This is a genomic window from Caballeronia sp. LZ062 (genome assembly GCF_031450785.1).
Classification (GTDB): domain Bacteria; phylum Pseudomonadota; class Gammaproteobacteria; order Burkholderiales; family Burkholderiaceae; genus Caballeronia.
Genome location: NZ_JARTWB010000003.1, coordinates 118,829 through 136,418 on the forward strand (window position 1 = coordinate 118,829; position 17,590 = coordinate 136,418).

Here is a 17,590-nt window from a genome sequence, read left to right on the forward strand (position 1 = left end):
TTGGACGCGAGCGCATACAGCATAATGTGCGCTCGCTCATTCCGGCCTACGTCATGCAGATTCTCGTCGATGCCGACGCATGCCCCGCAGTCGTGAAAGACATGCTGTTTCGCGCGGGGCCGCGCGCCAAAATATGCGTGACGCTGGTCGCTAACCAGTTTCTGCGCACGCCGCCCTCGCCTTACATCAAGTCCGTACAAGTGCCTTCCGGTTTCGATGTCGCGGATGCGCGCATCGTCGAAATGGCCGCAGCGGACGATCTCGTCATCACCGCCGACATACCGCTTGCGGCAGCGGTACTGGCCAAGGGCGCACACGCACTCGACCCGCGCGGCGAGTGGTTCAGCCACGACACTATTGAAGAGCGCCTGACCATTCGCTCGATGATGGACCAACTGCGCAGCACCGGCGTCGCGACGGGCGGGCCTCCGCCTTATAGCCCGCGCGACGGCAAGAGCTTCGCCGCCCAACTCGACAAGTTTCTCGCGCGTCAGCGCGCCGCCGGATAGGCGCGGCTGCTCAAGGCGGCGGTCCTTCGCTATTGCGGCCCGGCATACGGCGATCGTCGCTCGGGCTCGTGCTGAAATGATCCGGGAACACGTTGCCGACAAGCGCATCGTACTGCCCCGGCTGCGCGTTCACGATGGCCTGCAGCATCTTGATGAACGCATTGCCGTCGGGAAGGTTATCGACGATCACGCGCGCCGTCCTGAGCGAAATGGATTCTGTCAGCGGCGGCGCGTTGCCGTCTTCGAGCTTGAAGCTAAACCGGTGAATCTCTGCAGCCGAAGTTTCCGGCGGCTCTTCATGCGAGACGATCGTAGCTTTCATGTCTTCTTTCTGATTCTCGTTCCGAACAATGCGCAGCAACGAACGAACCAGGGCGCTGAGGCACGCGGTCTGCTGCGTGCTTGTGCCACGCCACTACGCACGGAGGACGCATGACCAGCGAAAGTTTTTCCTTCAAGGGCTACGACGTCAAGGTAACTATCGAGCAGAACGAAACTGGCGACTGGGTACCGCAGATCTCGGCGCTTCACAACGGCGCGCCGGCGCAATTGCCGGACGTCGAACCGACGGGCCCGAGTTGGGCAACGCGCGCGGAAGCACTGCGGGCAGGCGTCGAACGGGCGCACCGCCTGATCGAACGTTATGGATTGGGCCACGACGATCAGCATACCGATGGCGGCACGAAGCGCGAATTCTGATGCGCTGGAACGCGGTATGCGTAATTGTCAGTCGCAAACCACGTTGCAAAGGAGAGAACAATGCCATCCTCGAAGCAAGGAAATTCGAACCCGACCAACCCGCGTAATGACCAAGGGAAGGCGCAAGGCCAACAGCAGCAGAACCAGCAGAAGCAGCCGATGCATCAAGGCGGCCAACGGCAGCCGTGATCGCGCTTATTGGCGATATGAAGCCGCCCCCGCTGGCGACTTGCACGCAGCGCGGGGCGGTTCGAATGAGTGCCGTTACCAGGAGATAGGTTCCATGAAAGCGCGGGCAGCAATTGGCCTAGTGGCTTTATGTCTGTCGGGCGCCGTGCTGGCCGCTGGAAGCGGCAGCGGAAGCCCGGGCGCCGGCCCTTCGGTGGATACGTCGGCGGCGGGACGCAGCGGTGCGAATCAGGGGCCTGCGGCCAGCATGCAGCCGCCCACACCGGGCGGTGGAACAGGCGGTGCCGGCGACGGCATGCGTTCCCCCGGACAAGGCTCTGCGGGCGGAATGCAGCCGATGCTCAGAAACGGCAGCAGCAGCACGACCAATCACCCCGGCGCGCCTTCCACGACGAACGGCGGCGCTCAAGGTCAATAGCCGGAAGAGGGTTGGTCAAGCGGCGCGACTCTCCGGCATACTGCGTAAGCGAGCCCGATGCAGGCTCTTACGGAGACGCCATGAAAACCACGCCGATCAGCCGCTATCCCGTCCCCAACCCGCACGAATGGCCCGACGATATACGAGCCCGCATACTCGAAGTACAGGAGAAAGCCGGGTTCGTTCCGAATGTATTTCTTGCGCTTGCGCATCGGCCTGACGAGTTCCGCGCATTCTTCGCCTACCACGATGCGTTGATGCTCAAGGAAGGCGGCCTCACGAAGGGTGAGCGCGAGATGATCGTGGTGGCCACGAGCGCCGTCAATCAATGCCTCTATTGCGTCGTCGCGCACGGCGCAATCTTGCGCATCTATGAAAAAAACGCGCTGGTGGCAGATCAGGTCGCGGTCAATCATCGCAAGGCCGACATCACGCCGCGTCAGAAAGCGATGCTCGACTTCGCGTTAAAGGTATGCAGTGCATCGAACACGGTGGACGATGCGGACTTCGCAGCGCTTCATGCGCACGGCTTCAGCGACGAAGACGCCTGGGACATTGCGGCAATCACTGCATTTTTCGGCCTGTCGAACCGCATGGCGAATGTCATCTCGATGCGGCCCAACGACGAGTTCTACCTGATGGGCCGCGTTCCCAGGGACCCCGCGTAGGGCTCGCGTCTCACACAAAAGCCGGGCGCCGCAATAGCGAATCAAGGTTAACCCTTCCCGCCGACACCTGAAATTTTCTCAGCATGAGTTGAACCGAACTGCGTTGATCGCTGTGTCGAACACGACGAAACTGCCTCCACACCGAACAAATCATGGAGACAGCAATGTTGCTCGACAATCGGGTAGTGATCGTCACGGGCGCGGCTTCGGCACGCGGTATCGGCAAGGCCACCGCCAAGGCGCTCGCGGCGCAAGGCGCACGCATCGTGATTCTCGATCTGCGCGAAGCGGATGCGCAAAGCGCCGCACGTGATATCGGCGAAGGCCACCTCGGCCTCGCCTGCGACGTCACCGTTAAAGAAGCATGCGTCGCCGCCGCGAATGCGACGATAGAACAATACGGCCGCATCGACGCGCTCATCAATAACGCCGGCATCACGCAGCCCATCAAGACGCTGGAAATCAGCGCGGCCAATTTCGACGCCGTGATCGATGTCAATCTGCGCGGCACGCTCTACATGTCGCAAGCCGTCATCGGGCAGATGAGAAAGCAGCAGAGCGGAAGCATCGTGTGCATGTCGTCGGTATCGGCGCAGCGCGGCGGCGGCATCTTCGGCGGCCCGCATTACAGCGCGGCGAAGGCAGGCGTACTCGGCCTCGCCCGGGCGATGGCGCGCGAGTTCGGCGCCGATCATATCCGCGTGAACTCCATCACGCCGGGCCTCATTCAGACGGACATCACGGGCGACAAGCTCACGCTCGAGATGCGCGCGGACATCATCAAGGGCATTCCGCTCGGAAGGCTGGGCGATGCCGCCGACATCGCGAATGCATGCCTTTTCCTTGCAAGCGATCTGTCGAGCTATCTCACCGGCGTCACGCTGGATGTGAACGGAGGAATGCTGATTCATTGATGTCGCGTGTGGCCGCGTTATTCGCAGACTTATGAAGCGCACCTGGAACAACCGGGGCGTAACGCCAGTCATGGCAGGAGACAAGCATGAAATCTCGCTTCACTACATCGCCGCTCGCGGCGGATATCCCGTCGTCGGCAAACACCGGCACCTTTGAGGCAAAGACCTATGCCAAGGTTGGACGCCGCCTCATTCCATTCCTGATGCTGTGTTATCTCGGCGCTTATCTGGATCGCGTCAACGTGGGCTTTGCCAAGCTGCAAATGCTCAATGACCTGCGCTTCTCCGAAACCGTCTATGGCATTGGCGCAGGGATCTTCTTTCTCGGCTATTTCCTGTTCGAAGTCCCAAGCAACGTCATCCTTCACAAGGTAGGCGCGCGCAACTGGCTCGCCCGCATCATGCTGACTTGGGCGGTGATTTCCGCGAGCTTCGTATTCGTGAAGTCGCCTACGATGTTCTATATCCTGCGCTTCTTCTTGGGCGTAGCCGAGGCGGGCTTCGCGCCCGGCGTCATTCTTTATCTGACGTACTGGTTTCCCGCCGCGCGGCGTGCGAAGGCCCTGTCGCTGTTTTTCATGGCGATCCCGCTCGCGGGCATCATCGGCGGCCCGCTTTCCGGTTACATCATGCATGCGCTTCAAGGCGTGCATGGACTCGCGGGATGGAAGTGGCTCTTCCTGCTCGAAGCATTGCCGTCGCTCGTGCTGGGCGTCGTGATTCTCTTCTATCTCGACAACGGCATTGCCAGTGCCAAGTGGCTCACCGATGCCGAAAAGACGCTCCTCGCTCGCAACGTGGAGAAGGACAACGCGCAAAAGCTCGAACACGTGTCGATCCGTGCATTCATCGGCGACCGGCGCCTGTGGCTCATGGCCGCGATCTACTTCTGCGTCGTGCTCGGTCAATACGGCCTCACGTTCTGGCTGCCGACCATCGTGCGTCGTGCCGGCGTGGCGGACCCGCTGTGGGTCGGCATCTTCACCGCGATTCCTTATCTGTGCGCCATCATCGCGCTTCCGCTGATCGGGGCGAGCGCCGACAAGCGCCGCGAACGTCGCCTGCATCTGGCCATTCCGATGCTGATCGCCGCCGCCGGCTTCGCCACCTTGCCGATGCTCGGCAGCGTGGGCGCATCCATCGTGTGTGTGAGCGTGGCCGCTGCGGGCATTTTGGCTTCGTCGTCGCAATTTTGGTCGCTGCCTACGGCCGTGCTCGGCGGAATGTCGGCGGCGGCAGGAATCGCCGCGGTCAACTGCTTCGCCAACCTCGCGGGCTTCTTTTCGCCCGCCATCGTCGGCTGGCTCAACGATTTCACGGGCAAGTCCACAGCGGGGCTGATCTTCATCGCTGCTGCTGTCGTGGTCGGCGCGGCGCTGGTTTTCTTTGTGCCCGCCAGGACCGTCAATCGATAAGTATGCCTATACATTATCTCAAGGAGACGAACATGAGCAGTCCCGTTATCGAGGAGGTGACGCTCGCCGAGCGCGCCTATCGCATTCGCCGCAACGCCCTTTTGATGGGCGAAGTGCAGGGTCAAGGCTATATCGGGCAGGCACTCGATATCGCCGATGTACTGGCAGTGAGTTACTTCGGCGCGATGAACTACCGCCCCGAAGATCCGGAATGGGAAGCGCGCGACCGCTTCCTGCTCTCGAACGGTCACTATGCGATTGCGCTGTACGCGGCGCTTTTCGAAGCCGGCATTCTGCCGCAAGAGGAACTCGAAACTTATGGCAGCGACGACAGCCGCCTGCCGATGTCCGGCATGGCGAGCTACACGCCCGGCATGGAAATGTCGGGCGGCTCGCTGGGACAAGGTCTCACCATTGCAGTGGGCCGGTGCCTCGGGCTTAAGCGCAAGAAGTCGAAATCCTTCGTCTATACGCTTTTCTCCGATGGCGAACTCGACGAGGGCGCGATCTGGGAAGGCTTGATGTCCGCCGCGCACTGGAAGCTCGACAACCTGATCGCAATGATCGACGTCAACAATCAGCAAGCCGATGGTCCGTCCACGCAGATCATGGCCTTCGAGCCGCTCCTGCCGAAGCTCGAGGCGTTCGGTTGGTATGTGCAGCGCGTGAACGGCAATGATATCGACGCCGTAAAGCAAGCCTTCGACAACGCGCGAAATCTGAAAGAAGCGAAGCCGCGCATCATCGTATGCGATACGAAAATGGGCTGCGGCGTGCCGTTTCTCGAACAGCGCGAGAAGAATCACTTCATCCGGGTCGATGCGCACGAGTGGAAGCTCGCGCTCGAAGCACTCGAATCCAGCCGGTAAGCCGAAGAACTCAAGCAGGAGAACAGCATGAGCACCATCGAAAAGAAACCGCGTTTGAAGACCTCCGCGATGATCGCGTCTATCGCGGGCGAAGGACAAGTCACGCGCTCGGCGCCGTTCGGCCACGCGCTCGCGGAACTGGCGCGCACGAAGACGAACGTGATCGGCATGACGGCCGATCTCGGCAAATACACGGACCTGCATATCTTCGGCAAGGCATTCCCTGACCGCTATTACCAGATGGGCATGGCCGAGCAGTTGTTGATGGGCGCCGCCGCCGGCTTCGCACATGAAGGCGCGCAGCCGTTCGTCACGACATACGCCGTTTTCGCCACGCGCCGCGCGTATGACTTCATTCATCAGACCATCGCGGAAGACAATCTCGACGTGAAAATCGTCGCCGCGCTGCCGGGACTGACGACGGGCTACGGCCCGAGCCATCAGGCAGCCGAAGACCTCGCGCTTATGCGTGCGATGCCAAACATGACCGTCATCGATCCCTGCGATGCGCTCGACATCGAACAGATGGTGCCGGCCATCGCCGCGCACAAAGGGCCGGTTTACGCGCGGCTCTTGCGCGGCAACGTGCCTGCCGTGCTGGACGAATACGGCTATCAGTTCGAGCTCGGCAAGGCGAAGATGCTGCGCGACGGCTCGGATGTGCTGATCATTTCCTCCGGATTACTAACGATGCGTGCACTTGAAACGGCGAAGGCGCTCGAAGCCGATAACATCGATGTGGCCGTGCTGCACGTGCCGACTATCAAGCCGCTCGACACGGAAACGATCATTCGGGAAGCGCGGCGCACAGGCCGACTCGTGGTGGTGGCGGAGAATCATACGGTGATCGGTGGTCTCGGAGAAGCGGTCGCCTGCACGCTCCTGAACGCCGGCGTGACGCCCGCGTTCCGACAGATCGCGCTGCCCGACGCGTTCCTCGATGCAGGCGCGCTGCCTACCCTGCACGACCGCTACGGCATTTCGACGAACGTGATGTCGGACACCATCAAGGGCTGGCTCGACTAAGACGCACTACGCCCGCGCGCAGGCTTTCTCGCGCGCGGCGCATCCTTTGCGGCAGGCGCGTTCGCGCCTGTCATCTCTTCCATCCATGAAAGCGTTTCGACGTACGCGAGAAAGTGCTGCAAATACTCCGGCGACGCTTCACGCATCAAAGCAAGCGAACGATGCACTAGGCTGTTCGAATTGAGCGGACCCGCGTTCTTCGGCACCTTCTGCTGCGATTCGCGCAACTGCCGCTCGGCGCTGACCTTCGACCAGACGCCACGCATGTACTCCAGCAGTTCTTCATGCGACGGATGCGTGGCCGCATGAAGCGCCATGTCGTCGAGCAAGGTGGCGAGCGGCCCTTTCTGCGCATGTGCATCATCGGCACGTTCGGCCATTGCCTGAGCGACCGTATCCGCATAGTCAGTCAGCAGCGTTGACAGGCGCGCGTCGATGATGCGTCTCGCCTCGCCTTCATGCAACGCCGCGCGCCGCGTGAGCGCCTCGATGAACCGATAGCGCACCGGATTCACGCGGTCTTCGCCGCGCGCACGCCATGCGTCGAGCATCGCGCGGGCATCCAGGCGGTCACCCACGAGGTTTCACCAGCGAATTCGTTGGACGGGGCACCGCAGAGATTTCGACCCGTCGGTTTTTCGCGCGGCCCTCGTCGTCGGCATTCGAACTGACGGGTTGCTCGGAACCGAACGCCGCCGCGAATACCGATGACGGCGCCACGCCCGCATCGATCAGTGCGCGCGTCACGGTCAACGCGCGCTTGGCTGACAGTTCCCAGTTGTCCGCAAAGCGACGATTGCCTTCGCGCACTTGCTGGTCGTCGGCGAACCCGCTCACCATCAGCACTTGATCGTGCGTGCCGAGATAGGCGGACAGCGGCCCGGCGAGGCTCTTAAGCACATCGCGTCCCTGCGGTTGCAACTGATCCGAATTGAGCGCGAAGAGCACGTTGCCGCTGATCCCGATGCGGCCGTTCACGAGCGTGACGCGCCCCGACGCGAGCGGTCCCGCGAGCGCCTGTTCGAGCGTCTTGCGCCGCTGCGCTTCTTGCTGCCGCTCCTTCACGGCCTGTTCGAGCTTCGTCGAGAGTTGCAATTGCACGCCGATCACGGCGACCAGTATCAGCACGAATGCGCCGAGAAGCACCGACATCAGATCGGCGAACGCGGCCCAGATCGGGGCGGCGCTCTCGATGCCGCCATCGAGTTCTTCGTTCATGCGCGCGCTCCGGCCAACTCACGCTGTCCGGCGATACGCTGCAAGTCCTCGACGATCTGTTTCTGCGACATCACGCTCAGGTCGATGACTTCGCGCGCCTGCGCGACGTAGTAGGCCAGTTGCTCGTCGCTGCGCGAGAGCGTCTTGTCGAGCGCGGTTTCGATGCGCTGCAAATGCGTGACGAGCGTTTCGTTGGCCGCGCCGAACGACTCGACCGCCGCGCTCAACGCTTCGCCCAGGCTCGCGACTTCGACCGCGCTGCCGGTGACTTGCGCGGCCACCGCGCCGATCTTCGCGCCTTCGGTTTCAACCTTCTCGCTGAACTGCGCGCCGGCGCGCGAAAGCAGATCGGTCGACGTGGAGATGAGCGCATCAACCGCCGTGCGTTGTTCGGTGGACGCGAGATTCACCGCATCGAGCAGCGTCTCGAGTGTCGCGAGCAAGCGGCTGCGGTCCTCCAGCATCGCGGTATCGCGAACCATGGATTCGGACAGCATCTGCCGCAATTCCGCGACCACTTCTGCCGCAGCCTTGGGCGCTTGCGATGCCGCCTGGATGAGTCTTTCGATTTCGGCGATGAGACCGCTCGCATGCGACTGCGATGCCTCCGACATCTCGCGTGCCGTGCGTGCGAGCGTCTCGCAGGTTTCCTGCTGGCGGCGCTCGACAAATGTACTCATCTGCTGCCATTCATCGCGCAGGTTCGCCGATACGGCGCCGAGCGCATCGGTCCATGCGCTCAGGCGCGCGTCGTTATTCGATGCAAGCTGCGCGGCGAGCTTCTCATGTGCTTCATCGACCGAACGCACGAGCGCTTCCGAATGCGCTTCGAATCGCGCGGCGGCCGCATCCAGTGCGCCTCGTTGTTGCGTGGCAAGCTGCTCGCCCGCCTGCTGTTGCGCGATGAGCGCGCTCTTCCAGGCTTCCGACATACCGTCGGACGTGCTTTCGAGCCGCGACGAGAAGCCTTCGAGCAAATCGCTCGCGCGGGCTTCGAAACGGCTCGCGAATCCATCGAGCGAGGCGCCTGTCTGCGCGACTAGCGCAGTGCTCGCCTGTTCGTGCTTCGCTATCGAATCATTCAACGTGGCCGCGATCTTCTCGACGCATTCATGCAGTTCGGTCGATACGCCATCGAAGTGCGTCGCCATGCCGGCGGCCAGATTGCGCGACCGCTCGTCCACGGCCTGCGCGAAGCGGTCCAATGACGCACCCGTCTGCACGACGAGCGCCGCGCTTGCCTCTTCATGCTTCAGAAGCGACGCGTTCAATTTGTCCGCTGTCAGTTCGACCGAGCTTTGCAGCGCACTCGACACACCGCTCATGCGCGAGTACACGTCCTCGATCAGCGTAGAAGAGCGCTCTTCGAAAACTCGTGTGAAGCGGTTCAGCGAAGCATCCATCTTCTCGACAAGCGCCTCGTTCGCTGCCTGATGCCCTTGCAGCGAGCGGTCCCAGATAGCTGCGATGTTCTGCGCCGATGCCTCGAAGCCGTTCGACAAGCCATCGAGTTGACGCATGACGGCCTGTTCGATGCTGCCGTGCAGCGTCTTCGCTTCGCGCGCGATGCCGTCCATCGTGGCCTGCATCACGGGCTGCAAGGCGGCGCTCGCTGCACGCGCGCTGTCGGCTACGCTTTGCTTCAAAGACAGTTCCACCGAAGTCGCAAGGCGACGATACGCCGTCTCCGTGTTTGCGTGAAACGCGGTCTGGTTCGCGAGTTGCCGTTCATTCGCCGCGGCGCTCTGCTGTTCCATTGCGCTCATCATCGCTTGCAGCCGATCGACGAGCTTCGGCATGACCTCGGTCTGACGCTGCAACAGCCGCAACGTCTCTTCACGTTGATACGTCTGTGTGAAAGGCCGCAGCGTCGTCGCAGTCTTCATGTCGAGCAACTGCGTGACATGCAGGCGTTCCCGACGGCAAAGCGTGGAAAGCAGCCCGAGCATCGCCGATGTCGCGACGCCCGCTATCGACGTGCCGAACGCGAAGCCCAGGCCCGTGACCGGCGCGGCGAGCGATGCGCGTATGGCCGCGAGATCGGTCGAGCTTTCGAGCGCCGCGCCCGTGCCGCGCAATGTGGCCACCATGCCGAGCAGCGTGCCGAGCATCCCCAGCAGCACCAGCAGGCCCGCGAGATACGGCGCGAGCGCGGGACCGGGCAGCGCGGCGCGTTCGCCTTCCACGCGCGAGCGCACGGCATGACGCAGACCCGCCGGCACCTGATCGAGCCAGGACGCGAGGCTCGCGGGCGTCGCGTTCAATGCGCCGACGGCCTGCGCGAGCTCACGCGTCTTCTGCTGATAGCGCTGCAGTTCGGAAGCGCCTACGAGATAGCACGCGCCGATCACGAGCGTGACAGCAAGCGCGAGCGCATTCGAGCCCATATAACCAATGGCTATACCGCAGACGGCCAGCAGGCCCACCAGAAAGACGGCTACATTCAGAAGATATCGGGGCATAGCATTCAGTGAGCGGTTTGGCATGCCGCAAGCAAACCATCGACCGGTTGGAAACGTACGTGCAATTCGGCGAGCAGGACGCTTTGCATGTCCTGTTCGAAGACGCCGAGCCATGCGGCTGCATCATCAGGAGACGCCTGATGGGCGCTGCGCATGCGTTGAAAGTGCTTGCCGAGCAGCGCGGGCGCCTGAGCCAGCAGCGTGCGTTCGCGTGCGGCGAGCGCCTGCTCCATCACGGCATCGACCACGGCAAGACGCGCCATGCGCGTCGACTTCGCCGCGAGCACCGCGCGCACGCGCGCACGCAACGCGCCTATCTCCGATTCCATCGCCTGTTGCAGCGACAGATACCGCTGGCGATAAACGGCGTACTCCACGGTCGGATCCGGGCGAGGCGCCTGCACCGGCGCGCGATGCCGGTGAGCGCCCGAGGCGTTCGCCTTGCCGCCGACGATGGCGTTCGTGAGCGAAGCGCGCACGCGCGTGCAGGCGTGTTCTTCGCCGTCGGATGCGGATCGCGCGCCGGGAATGGCGGGCGGATCGCCGCTGAGCGCGGTGGAGAGCGCAATGGCATCGGTCCAGCCGAGCCACTGGCTCAGGCGGTCCGACAGGGACGAACCGGGTGCGTGGACGTCGAGATCGGCGAAACGCGCGAGCAGGCGCACGAGCGCCGGCCCGCTGATCGCCGTGCGCGTGGGGGCTTGCACGATAAGACCGCAGGCAAAAACCCGTTAGTTTACACGGTGCCGGGTGTCTGCCTAGTTTCGAGGCGTTTTTGTCATAGTTTGCGGCCGGTGAAAGCGCGTCTGCTCACACCGCCCGCTTGCTGCGCCTGAACTGGTCGAACAGCACCGCGAGCAACAGAATGCCGCCGCGAATGAGGTATTGATAGAACGTCGGCACGTTGAGCAGACTCATGGCGTCCTGCACCGCGCCCATGATCAGCACGCCGACCAGCACGCCCGAGATGGTCGCGACGCCGCCCGTAAGCGACACGCCGCCCAGCACGCACGCGGAAATCACGCCAAGCTCGAGTCCGACCGACGTTTTCGGATCGCCAAGACTCATGCGCGACGCGAGCATCACGCCCGCGAAACCGGTCACGAGCCCTTGCAGCACGAACACGGTGATCTTGATGCGCGTGACCGGCAGGCCCGCCAGCACGGCCGCTTCGCTGTTGCCGCCCACTGCCAGCACGTTCTTGCCGAACACAGTCTTCTTCAGCAGAAAGCCGAAGACGACGAAGCCGATGATGTTGCTCCAGATCGGATACGAGATGCCGAGGAACGAGCCGCCGCCGAGATCGAAGAACCGTTCCTCGGAAATCATCACCGCGTCGCCGTTGGACGTAAGGAACGCGAGTCCGCGCACCGCTTCCATCATCGCGAGCGTGGCAATCAGCGAGTTGATCTTGAAACGCGCGATCAGCACGCCGTTCACGAGCCCGACCGCGCCGCCCGCGAGCACGCCCGCCGTGATCCCGAGCACGACGCTATGCGTCGCGGTAATCACGGTCGATGCCATCACGCCCGCGAACGCGACGATGGACGCCACCGACAGATCGACTTCGCCGAGCGCGAGCACGAACATCATCGTGACCGCGATCGAGCCGATCAGCGTCACCGAAAGCAACAGCCCCTGGATATTCCGGGGTGTCAGAAAGCCCGGCACCGTGACGGAGAGCACGGCGAACAGCACCAGGAACACCACCACGATGCCCGACTTGTTGATGAGGTCCCACATGCGCGCCTGCGAGGGCGCAATGGGCGCGTGAGCATCGCTCGTGGAGGAAGTGCCTGGAGTTTGCATGGCTTGGCTCAAATGTATTTCGTCTTTCCGGGTCCGCCGCTGGAGTCAGCAGTCAGCGGGGCAATGCGAGCTTGATCAGTTCGTCCGGCGTGGCTTGCGCCTTCGGCAGCGCGCCGGCAATGCGTCCTTCCTTCATCACGATGATGCGATCCGACACGCCGATCACCTCGGCCAGATCGCTCGACACGAGAATCACCGTGCGTCCGGCTTCGGCAAGCTCATACAGAAGGTTGTAGATCTCGGCACGCGCGCCTACATCGATGCCGCGCGTCGGCTCGTCCATCAGGAACACATCGATGCGTTCGGCAAGCCAGCGCGAGAGAATCACCTTCTGCTGATTGCCGCCCGATAGCGTGCCGATAGCGGTCTCACCGCTACGTGTCTTGATGGCGAGCTTCGCGATGTACTCCTGCGCGAGCGCACGTTCGCGGCGCGCGTCGAGCAGGAAACGCGCGGGGCTGAAATGGCGGCGCGCGCTGATATTCAAGTTATCGGCAACCGACGCGATCGCGACGATGCCTTCCTGCTTGCGATCTTCGGGGCATAGCGCGATGCCCGCACGCACTGCATCGCGCGGACTCGAAAACGACACGCGCTTGCCTTTCAGTTCCACATGCCCTTCGCTCGCTTTCGTCGCGCCGTAAAGCAGCTTCATCAATTCCGAGCGCCCCGCGCCGACGAGACCGAAGAAGCCGAGGATCTCGCCGCGCCGCGCGCTGAAAGACACCGGCTCGGAAAGGCCCGGTCCGAGCAGACCCTTTGCTTCGATCATCACGTCGCCGGCTTCGCGCGAACGGTAGCCATAGACGTCGGCAATCGACCGTCCGACCATGCATGCGATCAACCGGTCGCGAGAGAGGCCCGCGACGGAATCGAACGTCTCGATGCGGCGGCCATCGCGGAACACGGTCACGCGGTCGCACAGTTCGTAGACTTCGTCCATGCGATGCGTGACATAGATGATCGCACGGCCATCGGCGCGCAGCGCGTCGATGATGCGAAACAGTTGCTTGGTCTCGCGCGCGGACAGCGAACTCGTCGGTTCGTCGAACGCGATCACGCGCGCGTCGCGCATCAACGCTTTACCGATCTCGATCATCTGCCGCTGGCCGATCGACAGATTCTTCACCGGCGTGCGCGGATCGATGCGTTCACCGAGGCGTTCGAGTTCGGCCATCGCGCGTTTGACGAGCGCGCGTTCGTCGAGCACGCCCGCGCGATTCGGCAATTGCCCGAGCATCAGGTTCTCGGCCACCGTCAGTTCCGGCACGAGGTGCAGTTCCTGATAGATGATCGCGATGCCTGCTGCAATCGCCTCGCGCGTGGTAGCAAAGCGATGCTCGGCGCCGTCGAGCTTCAGCGTTCCCGCCTGCGGCTTGTTGACGCCCGAGAGCACCTTGAGCAACGTCGATTTACCTGCACCGTTCTCGCCCATCAAGCCGTGCACTTCGCCCGCGCGCACTGACAGCGACACGCCGTCGAGCGCGCGCACGCCGGGGAAGCTGACGGTGATGCCGTCGAGTTCCATGTAAGCGCCGCGCTCCTCATGCACCGGCGCGAGGGTCGCGTCGTCCGTCGTGGTATTCATGCGGGCTCAGATACCGAGATCGGTGCGCACGGACTTCCAGTTCTCGCGCGTCATCAGCTTGCCGGTGGTTTGCGTATCGGCGGGCGGCTGCTTGCCGTTACGAATCCAGTCGACGAGGTTCTGCGCGCTCTGTTTCCCGTGATTCGTGGAGCTGACCGCAATGGTGCCGAAGAAGCCCGTCTGCTCCTTCTTCTGGAACTCGGCGAACGCTTCGCCTGCGCCATTGATGCCAACGCCAATTACATCCGCTGAAGGAATGTGCAGTTGTTCCGTCGCGCGCACGCCGCCCAGCACACTTTCTTCGTTGAGCGCGAAGATCACCCATTTCTTGATGGTCGGATGCTGCGCGAGCACGGGCGAAGCCGCATTGAAGCCGCCTTCGTCGTCCGTGGTCTTTTGCGGCGCATCGAAAATGTTTTCTTTCTTGAAGCCGTTGGCGAGAAGCGACTGCGTCGCGCCGTCCGTGCGCAGCTTTGCGGTCGGCAGTTCGTAGTCCGTAATACGCAATGCTCCCACTTCCTCCGGCTTCCAGCCGCGGCGCTTCATTTCGCCCGCGATAGCGTCACCGACCTGATTGCCGATCTTGAGCGCCGACATGCCGAGGTGCGGCACGTTCGACAGCGGCTTGCCGGATGAATCGACGAGCTGGTCATCCACCGAGACGAACTTCATGTTGTAGCGTTTCGCCCGCGCGGCGATGGCCGGCCCGAGCCGCACGTCGGGCGCGCAGATCACGAAGCCCTGTGCGCCTTGCGCGCCGAGATTGTCGATGGCGGCCAGCACCTTCTCGCCATCGGGCGTGCCGATGTTGACCGACGTGAAGTTCTCTTTCTGACCGAGCGCGGTCGATGCCTTTTGTTCGTTGATGAACCAAGCCTGCTCAGGCATCTTCACGAGGAAGCCGATCTTGAGCGGCTCGTCGGCCTGCGCCGCGCCGTGGAGCGCGAAAGGCGCGACGCACATCGCGGCCATGATGGCGCGCAGAGTCAGGCGGCGGAATTGTTGGTTCATCTCGTGTCTCCTTTGTATGGCTCTTGTGTTGAATGTCGTTGATTTCAGCGGCCGAATGGCTCGGTCTCTACATGCTTGCCTAACAGAAATGCGTCCGCGACGAGTCTGAGTGGCCGCACGTCCACATCGCTCTCGCCCCGCTCGATCAGTTCGTGGAATCGCTGATACAGCGCCGGATATTCGCGCTCGGGACCGAGCGCCACTTCTTTGCCCGCGATAGATAGGCGCTTGCCGCCCTCGCGAATCGACAGGCGGCCGCCGTCCGTATCGACATCGATATCCCACTCTTCGACCGGGCCGTGACGCCAGTCGAACATCGCGCGCACCGGCGCGCCATTCGTATCGATGCAATCGAGTTCGGCGGCGATGGGCGTTGCGGTATCGCGCGGAATGGTGAGCGTCGCCGCACGCAATGCGATCTCGCGCGGCAAAATGCGCGTGACGACGGACAGCGCGTTGATGCCCGGATCGAACACGCCGAGGCCGCCCGGCTCCCAGATCCATTGCTGGCCCGGATGCCAGCGCCGCACGTCTTCTTTCCAGCGTATTTCGACAGCGCGCACCGCGCCTGCTTCTTTCGATGCAAGCCACGCACGCGCCGGTTCGACGGCGCTCGCGGCGCGCGAATGCCAGCTTGCGAAGAGCGTGCGGCCATGCGTTTGCGCGATGTCTCGCAGCGCCTCGACTTCGCTGACGCTCGCGCCCGGAGGCTTTTCGAGCATCACGTGCTTGCCTGCTTCGAGCGCGGCGCGCGCCTGCGCGAAGCGCACTTGCGGCGGCGCACAAAGCGATACTGCATCGAGCGACGGCTCGGCGGCGATCAACGCATCGAGGTCCGCGTAGTTGCGCACGCCATCGACGCTCGCGTTGCGGCTCGCGCAGGCGACGAGTTCGAAGCCGGGCTGCGCGGCAATGGCAGGAAGATGCTGGTCGCGCGCAATCTTGCCAATACCCGCGACGGCGAGCTTATAAGCCGATGTCATGCGTGTTCCTTTGTCGTCGGTGCTCAATGCGAGTGGCGGGGCACTGCCGCGCCGCGCTTGCCGACGAGGAAGTCGAGGTCGCACCCTTCGTCCGCTTGAAGCACGTGGTCGACATAAAGACGCTGATAACCGCCATCGCCATGCACGCGCGGCGGCACGTGACCGATCATGCGGCTAGCCAGCTCTTCGTCGCTAATGTCGAGATGCAGCGTGCCGGCATCACAATCCAGTTCGATGAAGTCGCCGTCACGCACAGCGGCAAGCGGACCACCCGCCGCCGCTTCGGGCGCCACGTGCAGCACGACGGTGCCGTATGCGGTGCCGCTCATGCGTGCATCGGAAATGCGGACCATGTCCTTCACGCCCTGACGCAAGAGCTTAGGCGGCAGACCCATGTTGCCCACTTCGGCCATGCCCGGATAACCCTTCGGCCCGCAGTTCTTCATCACGAGCACGCAGTCCTTGTCCACATCGAGCGATTCATCGACGATGCGTTCCTTATAGTGTTCGAGGTTTTCGAACACGACTGCACGGCCCCGGTGCTTGAGCAACTCGGGCGTCGCTGCCGAGGGCTTCAGCACCGCACCGCGCGGCGCGAGATTGCCGCGCAACACGCGAATGCCGCCGTCCGCGATCAGCGGGTTGCTCAGTTCGCGGATCACTTCATCATTCGTGCTGGGCGCGTTCTTCACGTTCTCCCAGAGCGATTTGCCGTTCACCGTCAGGGCATCCGGATGCGGCAACAGATTTGCTTCGCCCAGGCGCCTCAGCACAGCCGGCAGCCCGCCCGCGTAATAGAACTCCTCCATCAGGAAGCGGCCCGAGGGCATCAGGTCCACGATGGTGGGCGTATCGCGACCGATGCGCGTCCAGTCCTCCAGTTCCAGCGGCACGCCGATACGGCCTGCAATCGCCTTCAGGTGAATCACCGCGTTCGTCGATCCGCCGATAGCCGCGTTGGTGCGAATGGCGTTCTCGAATGCTTCGCGGGTCAGGATCTTCGACAGCGTGAGACCTTCGAGCGCCATCTCCACGATGCGGATGCCCGACATATGCGCGAGCACGTAGCGGCGCGCATCGACGGCCGGAATCGCCGCGTTGTGCGGCAGCGATGTGCCGAGCGCCTCGGCCATGCACGCCATCGTGGACGCGGTGCCCATCGTGTTGCACGTGCCAGCGGAACGCGACATGCCCCCTTCCGCCGAAAGGAATTGATGCAGGTCGATCTCGCCAGCCTTCAGCGATTCGTGCAGTTGCCACACGGCCGTTCCTGAGCCGATGTCCTTACCGTTGAGCTTGCCGTTCAACATCGGGCCGCCCGTGACGACGATAGCCGGCACATCGCAACTCGCAGCGCCCATCAGGAGCGCAGGCGTGGTCTTGTCGCAGCCGGTCAGCAGCACGACCGCATCGATGGGGTTGCCGCGAATCGCTTCTTCTACGTCCATCGCGGCGAGGTTGCGCGTGAGCATCGCGGTCGGGCGCAAATTCGATTCGCCATTGGAAAACACGGGGAATTCCACGGGAAAGCCGCCCGCTTCATACACGCCGCGCTTCACATGTTCCGCGATCTTCCGGAAGTGCGCATTGCAGGGCGTGAGTTCCGACCATGTATTGCAGATGCCGATGACCGGCCTGCCGTCGAACTCGTGATCGGGAATGCCCTGGTTCTTCATCCAGCTTCTGTACATGAAGCCGTTCTTGTCGGCGGTGCCGAACCATTGTTGAGAGCGCAGCTTGGGCTTCGATGCCGACATGTGTTTCGTCCTGGTTCATAACGCGATTGCCGCGAAGTCTATGAGGGCGCGTGAT

17 protein-coding genes are annotated in these 17,590 nt (G+C 62.8%); 7 read left to right on the forward strand and 10 right to left on the reverse strand.

What is annotated here, in order from left to right; genetic code table 11:
* Nucleotides 1-53 precede the first annotated feature (53 nt).
* The gene (locus tag P9239_RS20710) at nucleotides 54-509 is read left to right on the forward strand and encodes a YaiI/YqxD family protein (RefSeq protein ID WP_309754387.1); all 456 of its coding nucleotides are present in this window, start codon (nucleotides 54-56) and stop codon (nucleotides 507-509) included.
* 10 nt (nucleotides 510-519) lie between these two features.
* On the opposite strand, the gene P9239_RS20715 is transcribed toward P9239_RS20710, so the two are convergent.
* Entirely contained in the window at nucleotides 520-831 is a 312-nt protein-coding gene (locus P9239_RS20715) for a hypothetical protein (protein ID WP_309754388.1), read from the reverse strand.
* Nucleotides 832-941: 110 nt separating this feature from the next.
* Between P9239_RS20715 and P9239_RS20720 the strand changes: the two genes are divergently transcribed.
* The 6 genes from P9239_RS20720 (at nucleotide 942) to P9239_RS20745 (ending at nucleotide 6,707) form a co-directional block, all read left to right on the forward strand.
* On the forward strand, nucleotides 942-1,208 hold the full coding sequence (locus P9239_RS20720; protein ID WP_309754390.1) for a DUF6566 family protein: 267 nt from the start codon (nucleotides 942-944) through the stop codon (nucleotides 1,206-1,208).
* A gap of 687 nt (nucleotides 1,209-1,895) precedes the next feature.
* Complete coding sequence (locus P9239_RS20725; RefSeq protein ID WP_309754392.1) at nucleotides 1,896-2,483, forward strand: peroxidase-related enzyme; 588 nt, start codon at nucleotides 1,896-1,898, stop codon at nucleotides 2,481-2,483.
* Between the two features lie 164 nt (nucleotides 2,484-2,647).
* A complete protein-coding gene (locus P9239_RS20730; protein ID WP_309754394.1) occupies nucleotides 2,648-3,397 on the forward strand; it encodes an SDR family NAD(P)-dependent oxidoreductase in 750 nt (249 codons plus the stop codon).
* An 86-nt stretch (nucleotides 3,398-3,483) separates the two neighbouring features.
* The gene (locus P9239_RS20735; RefSeq protein WP_309754395.1) at nucleotides 3,484-4,812 is read left to right on the forward strand and encodes an MFS transporter; all 1,329 of its coding nucleotides are present in this window, start codon (nucleotides 3,484-3,486) and stop codon (nucleotides 4,810-4,812) included.
* A gap of 32 nt (nucleotides 4,813-4,844) precedes the next feature.
* Nucleotides 4,845-5,681, forward strand: a complete 837-nt coding sequence (locus P9239_RS20740; protein WP_309754396.1) for a transketolase — start codon at nucleotides 4,845-4,847, stop codon at nucleotides 5,679-5,681.
* Between the two features lie 27 nt (nucleotides 5,682-5,708).
* Nucleotides 5,709-6,707, forward strand: coding sequence for a transketolase family protein (locus tag P9239_RS20745; RefSeq protein ID WP_309754398.1), 999 nt, complete (start codon nucleotides 5,709-5,711; stop codon nucleotides 6,705-6,707).
* Here the strand turns inward: P9239_RS20745 and P9239_RS20750 are convergent.
* From P9239_RS20750 to P9239_RS20790, 9 genes are all read right to left on the reverse strand, one after another.
* Nucleotides 6,704-7,258, reverse strand: coding sequence for a DUF2894 domain-containing protein (locus P9239_RS20750; protein ID WP_309755516.1), 555 nt, complete (start codon nucleotides 7,256-7,258; stop codon nucleotides 6,704-6,706). The two genes, P9239_RS20745 and P9239_RS20750, sit on opposite strands and share 4 nt — an antisense overlap.
* Nucleotides 7,259-7,277: 19 nt before the next feature.
* Nucleotides 7,278-7,925 (reverse strand): OmpA family protein, encoded by a 648-nt coding sequence (locus tag P9239_RS20755; RefSeq protein WP_175946010.1) that lies wholly within the window; start codon nucleotides 7,923-7,925, stop codon nucleotides 7,278-7,280.
* Nucleotides 7,922-10,387, reverse strand: coding sequence for a DUF802 domain-containing protein (locus P9239_RS20760; RefSeq protein WP_309754400.1), 2,466 nt, complete (start codon nucleotides 10,385-10,387; stop codon nucleotides 7,922-7,924). Before P9239_RS20760 ends, P9239_RS20755 begins: the two co-directional genes overlap by 4 nt.
* Before the next feature lie 5 nt (nucleotides 10,388-10,392).
* Complete coding sequence (locus P9239_RS20765) at nucleotides 10,393-11,097, reverse strand: DUF3348 domain-containing protein (protein ID WP_309755519.1); 705 nt, start codon at nucleotides 11,095-11,097, stop codon at nucleotides 10,393-10,395.
* 100 nt (nucleotides 11,098-11,197) lie between these two features.
* Nucleotides 11,198-12,208, reverse strand: a complete 1,011-nt coding sequence (araH, locus tag P9239_RS20770; RefSeq protein WP_309754402.1) for an L-arabinose ABC transporter permease AraH — start codon at nucleotides 12,206-12,208, stop codon at nucleotides 11,198-11,200.
* A 40-nt stretch (nucleotides 12,209-12,248) separates the two neighbouring features.
* Complete coding sequence (gene araG / locus P9239_RS20775) at nucleotides 12,249-13,784, reverse strand: L-arabinose ABC transporter ATP-binding protein AraG (RefSeq protein WP_404980119.1); 1,536 nt, start codon at nucleotides 13,782-13,784, stop codon at nucleotides 12,249-12,251.
* A 6-nt stretch (nucleotides 13,785-13,790) separates the two neighbouring features.
* A complete protein-coding gene (locus P9239_RS20780) occupies nucleotides 13,791-14,795 on the reverse strand; it encodes an arabinose ABC transporter substrate-binding protein (RefSeq protein WP_309754404.1) in 1,005 nt (334 codons plus the stop codon).
* Nucleotides 14,796-14,839: 44 nt separating this feature from the next.
* Nucleotides 14,840-15,778 (reverse strand): Gfo/Idh/MocA family oxidoreductase, encoded by a 939-nt coding sequence (locus tag P9239_RS20785; RefSeq protein WP_309754406.1) that lies wholly within the window; start codon nucleotides 15,776-15,778, stop codon nucleotides 14,840-14,842.
* A 23-nt stretch (nucleotides 15,779-15,801) separates the two neighbouring features.
* On the reverse strand, nucleotides 15,802-17,535 hold the full coding sequence (locus P9239_RS20790) for an IlvD/Edd family dehydratase (protein WP_309754408.1): 1,734 nt from the start codon (nucleotides 17,533-17,535) through the stop codon (nucleotides 15,802-15,804).
* Nucleotides 17,536-17,590 lie beyond the last annotated feature (55 nt).

Excerpts from the sequence above, each read along its gene's own strand:
- P9239_RS20780 (WP_309754404.1), bottom strand. The coding sequence starts at position 14,795 with ATGAACCAACAATTCCGCCGCCTGACTCTGCGCGCCATCATGGCCGCG.
- P9239_RS20745 (WP_309754398.1), top strand. The coding sequence starts at position 5,709 with ATGAGCACCATCGAAAAGAAACCGCGTTTGAAGACCTCCGCGATGATC.
- P9239_RS20720 (WP_309754390.1), top strand. The coding sequence starts at position 942 with ATGACCAGCGAAAGTTTTTCCTTCAAGGGCTACGACGTCAAGGTAACT.
- P9239_RS20750 (WP_309755516.1), bottom strand. The coding sequence starts at position 7,258 with ATGCTCGACGCATGGCGTGCGCGCGGCGAAGACCGCGTGAATCCGGTG.
- araG (WP_404980119.1), bottom strand. The coding sequence starts at position 13,784 with ATGAATACCACGACGGACGACGCGACCCTCGCGCCGGTGCATGAGGAG.
- P9239_RS20790 (WP_309754408.1), bottom strand. The coding sequence starts at position 17,535 with ATGTCGGCATCGAAGCCCAAGCTGCGCTCTCAACAATGGTTCGGCACC.
- P9239_RS20760 (WP_309754400.1), bottom strand. The coding sequence starts at position 10,387 with ATGCCCCGATATCTTCTGAATGTAGCCGTCTTTCTGGTGGGCCTGCTG.
- P9239_RS20785 (WP_309754406.1), bottom strand. The coding sequence starts at position 15,778 with ATGACATCGGCTTATAAGCTCGCCGTCGCGGGTATTGGCAAGATTGCG.
- P9239_RS20725 (WP_309754392.1), top strand. The coding sequence starts at position 1,896 with ATGAAAACCACGCCGATCAGCCGCTATCCCGTCCCCAACCCGCACGAA.
- P9239_RS20735 (WP_309754395.1), top strand. The coding sequence starts at position 3,484 with ATGAAATCTCGCTTCACTACATCGCCGCTCGCGGCGGATATCCCGTCG.
- P9239_RS20755 (WP_175946010.1), bottom strand. The coding sequence starts at position 7,925 with ATGAACGAAGAACTCGATGGCGGCATCGAGAGCGCCGCCCCGATCTGG.
- P9239_RS20715 (WP_309754388.1), bottom strand. The coding sequence starts at position 831 with ATGAAAGCTACGATCGTCTCGCATGAAGAGCCGCCGGAAACTTCGGCT.
- P9239_RS20710 (WP_309754387.1), top strand. The coding sequence starts at position 54 with ATGCAGATTCTCGTCGATGCCGACGCATGCCCCGCAGTCGTGAAAGAC.
- P9239_RS20740 (WP_309754396.1), top strand. The coding sequence starts at position 4,845 with ATGAGCAGTCCCGTTATCGAGGAGGTGACGCTCGCCGAGCGCGCCTAT.
- P9239_RS20730 (WP_309754394.1), top strand. The coding sequence starts at position 2,648 with ATGTTGCTCGACAATCGGGTAGTGATCGTCACGGGCGCGGCTTCGGCA.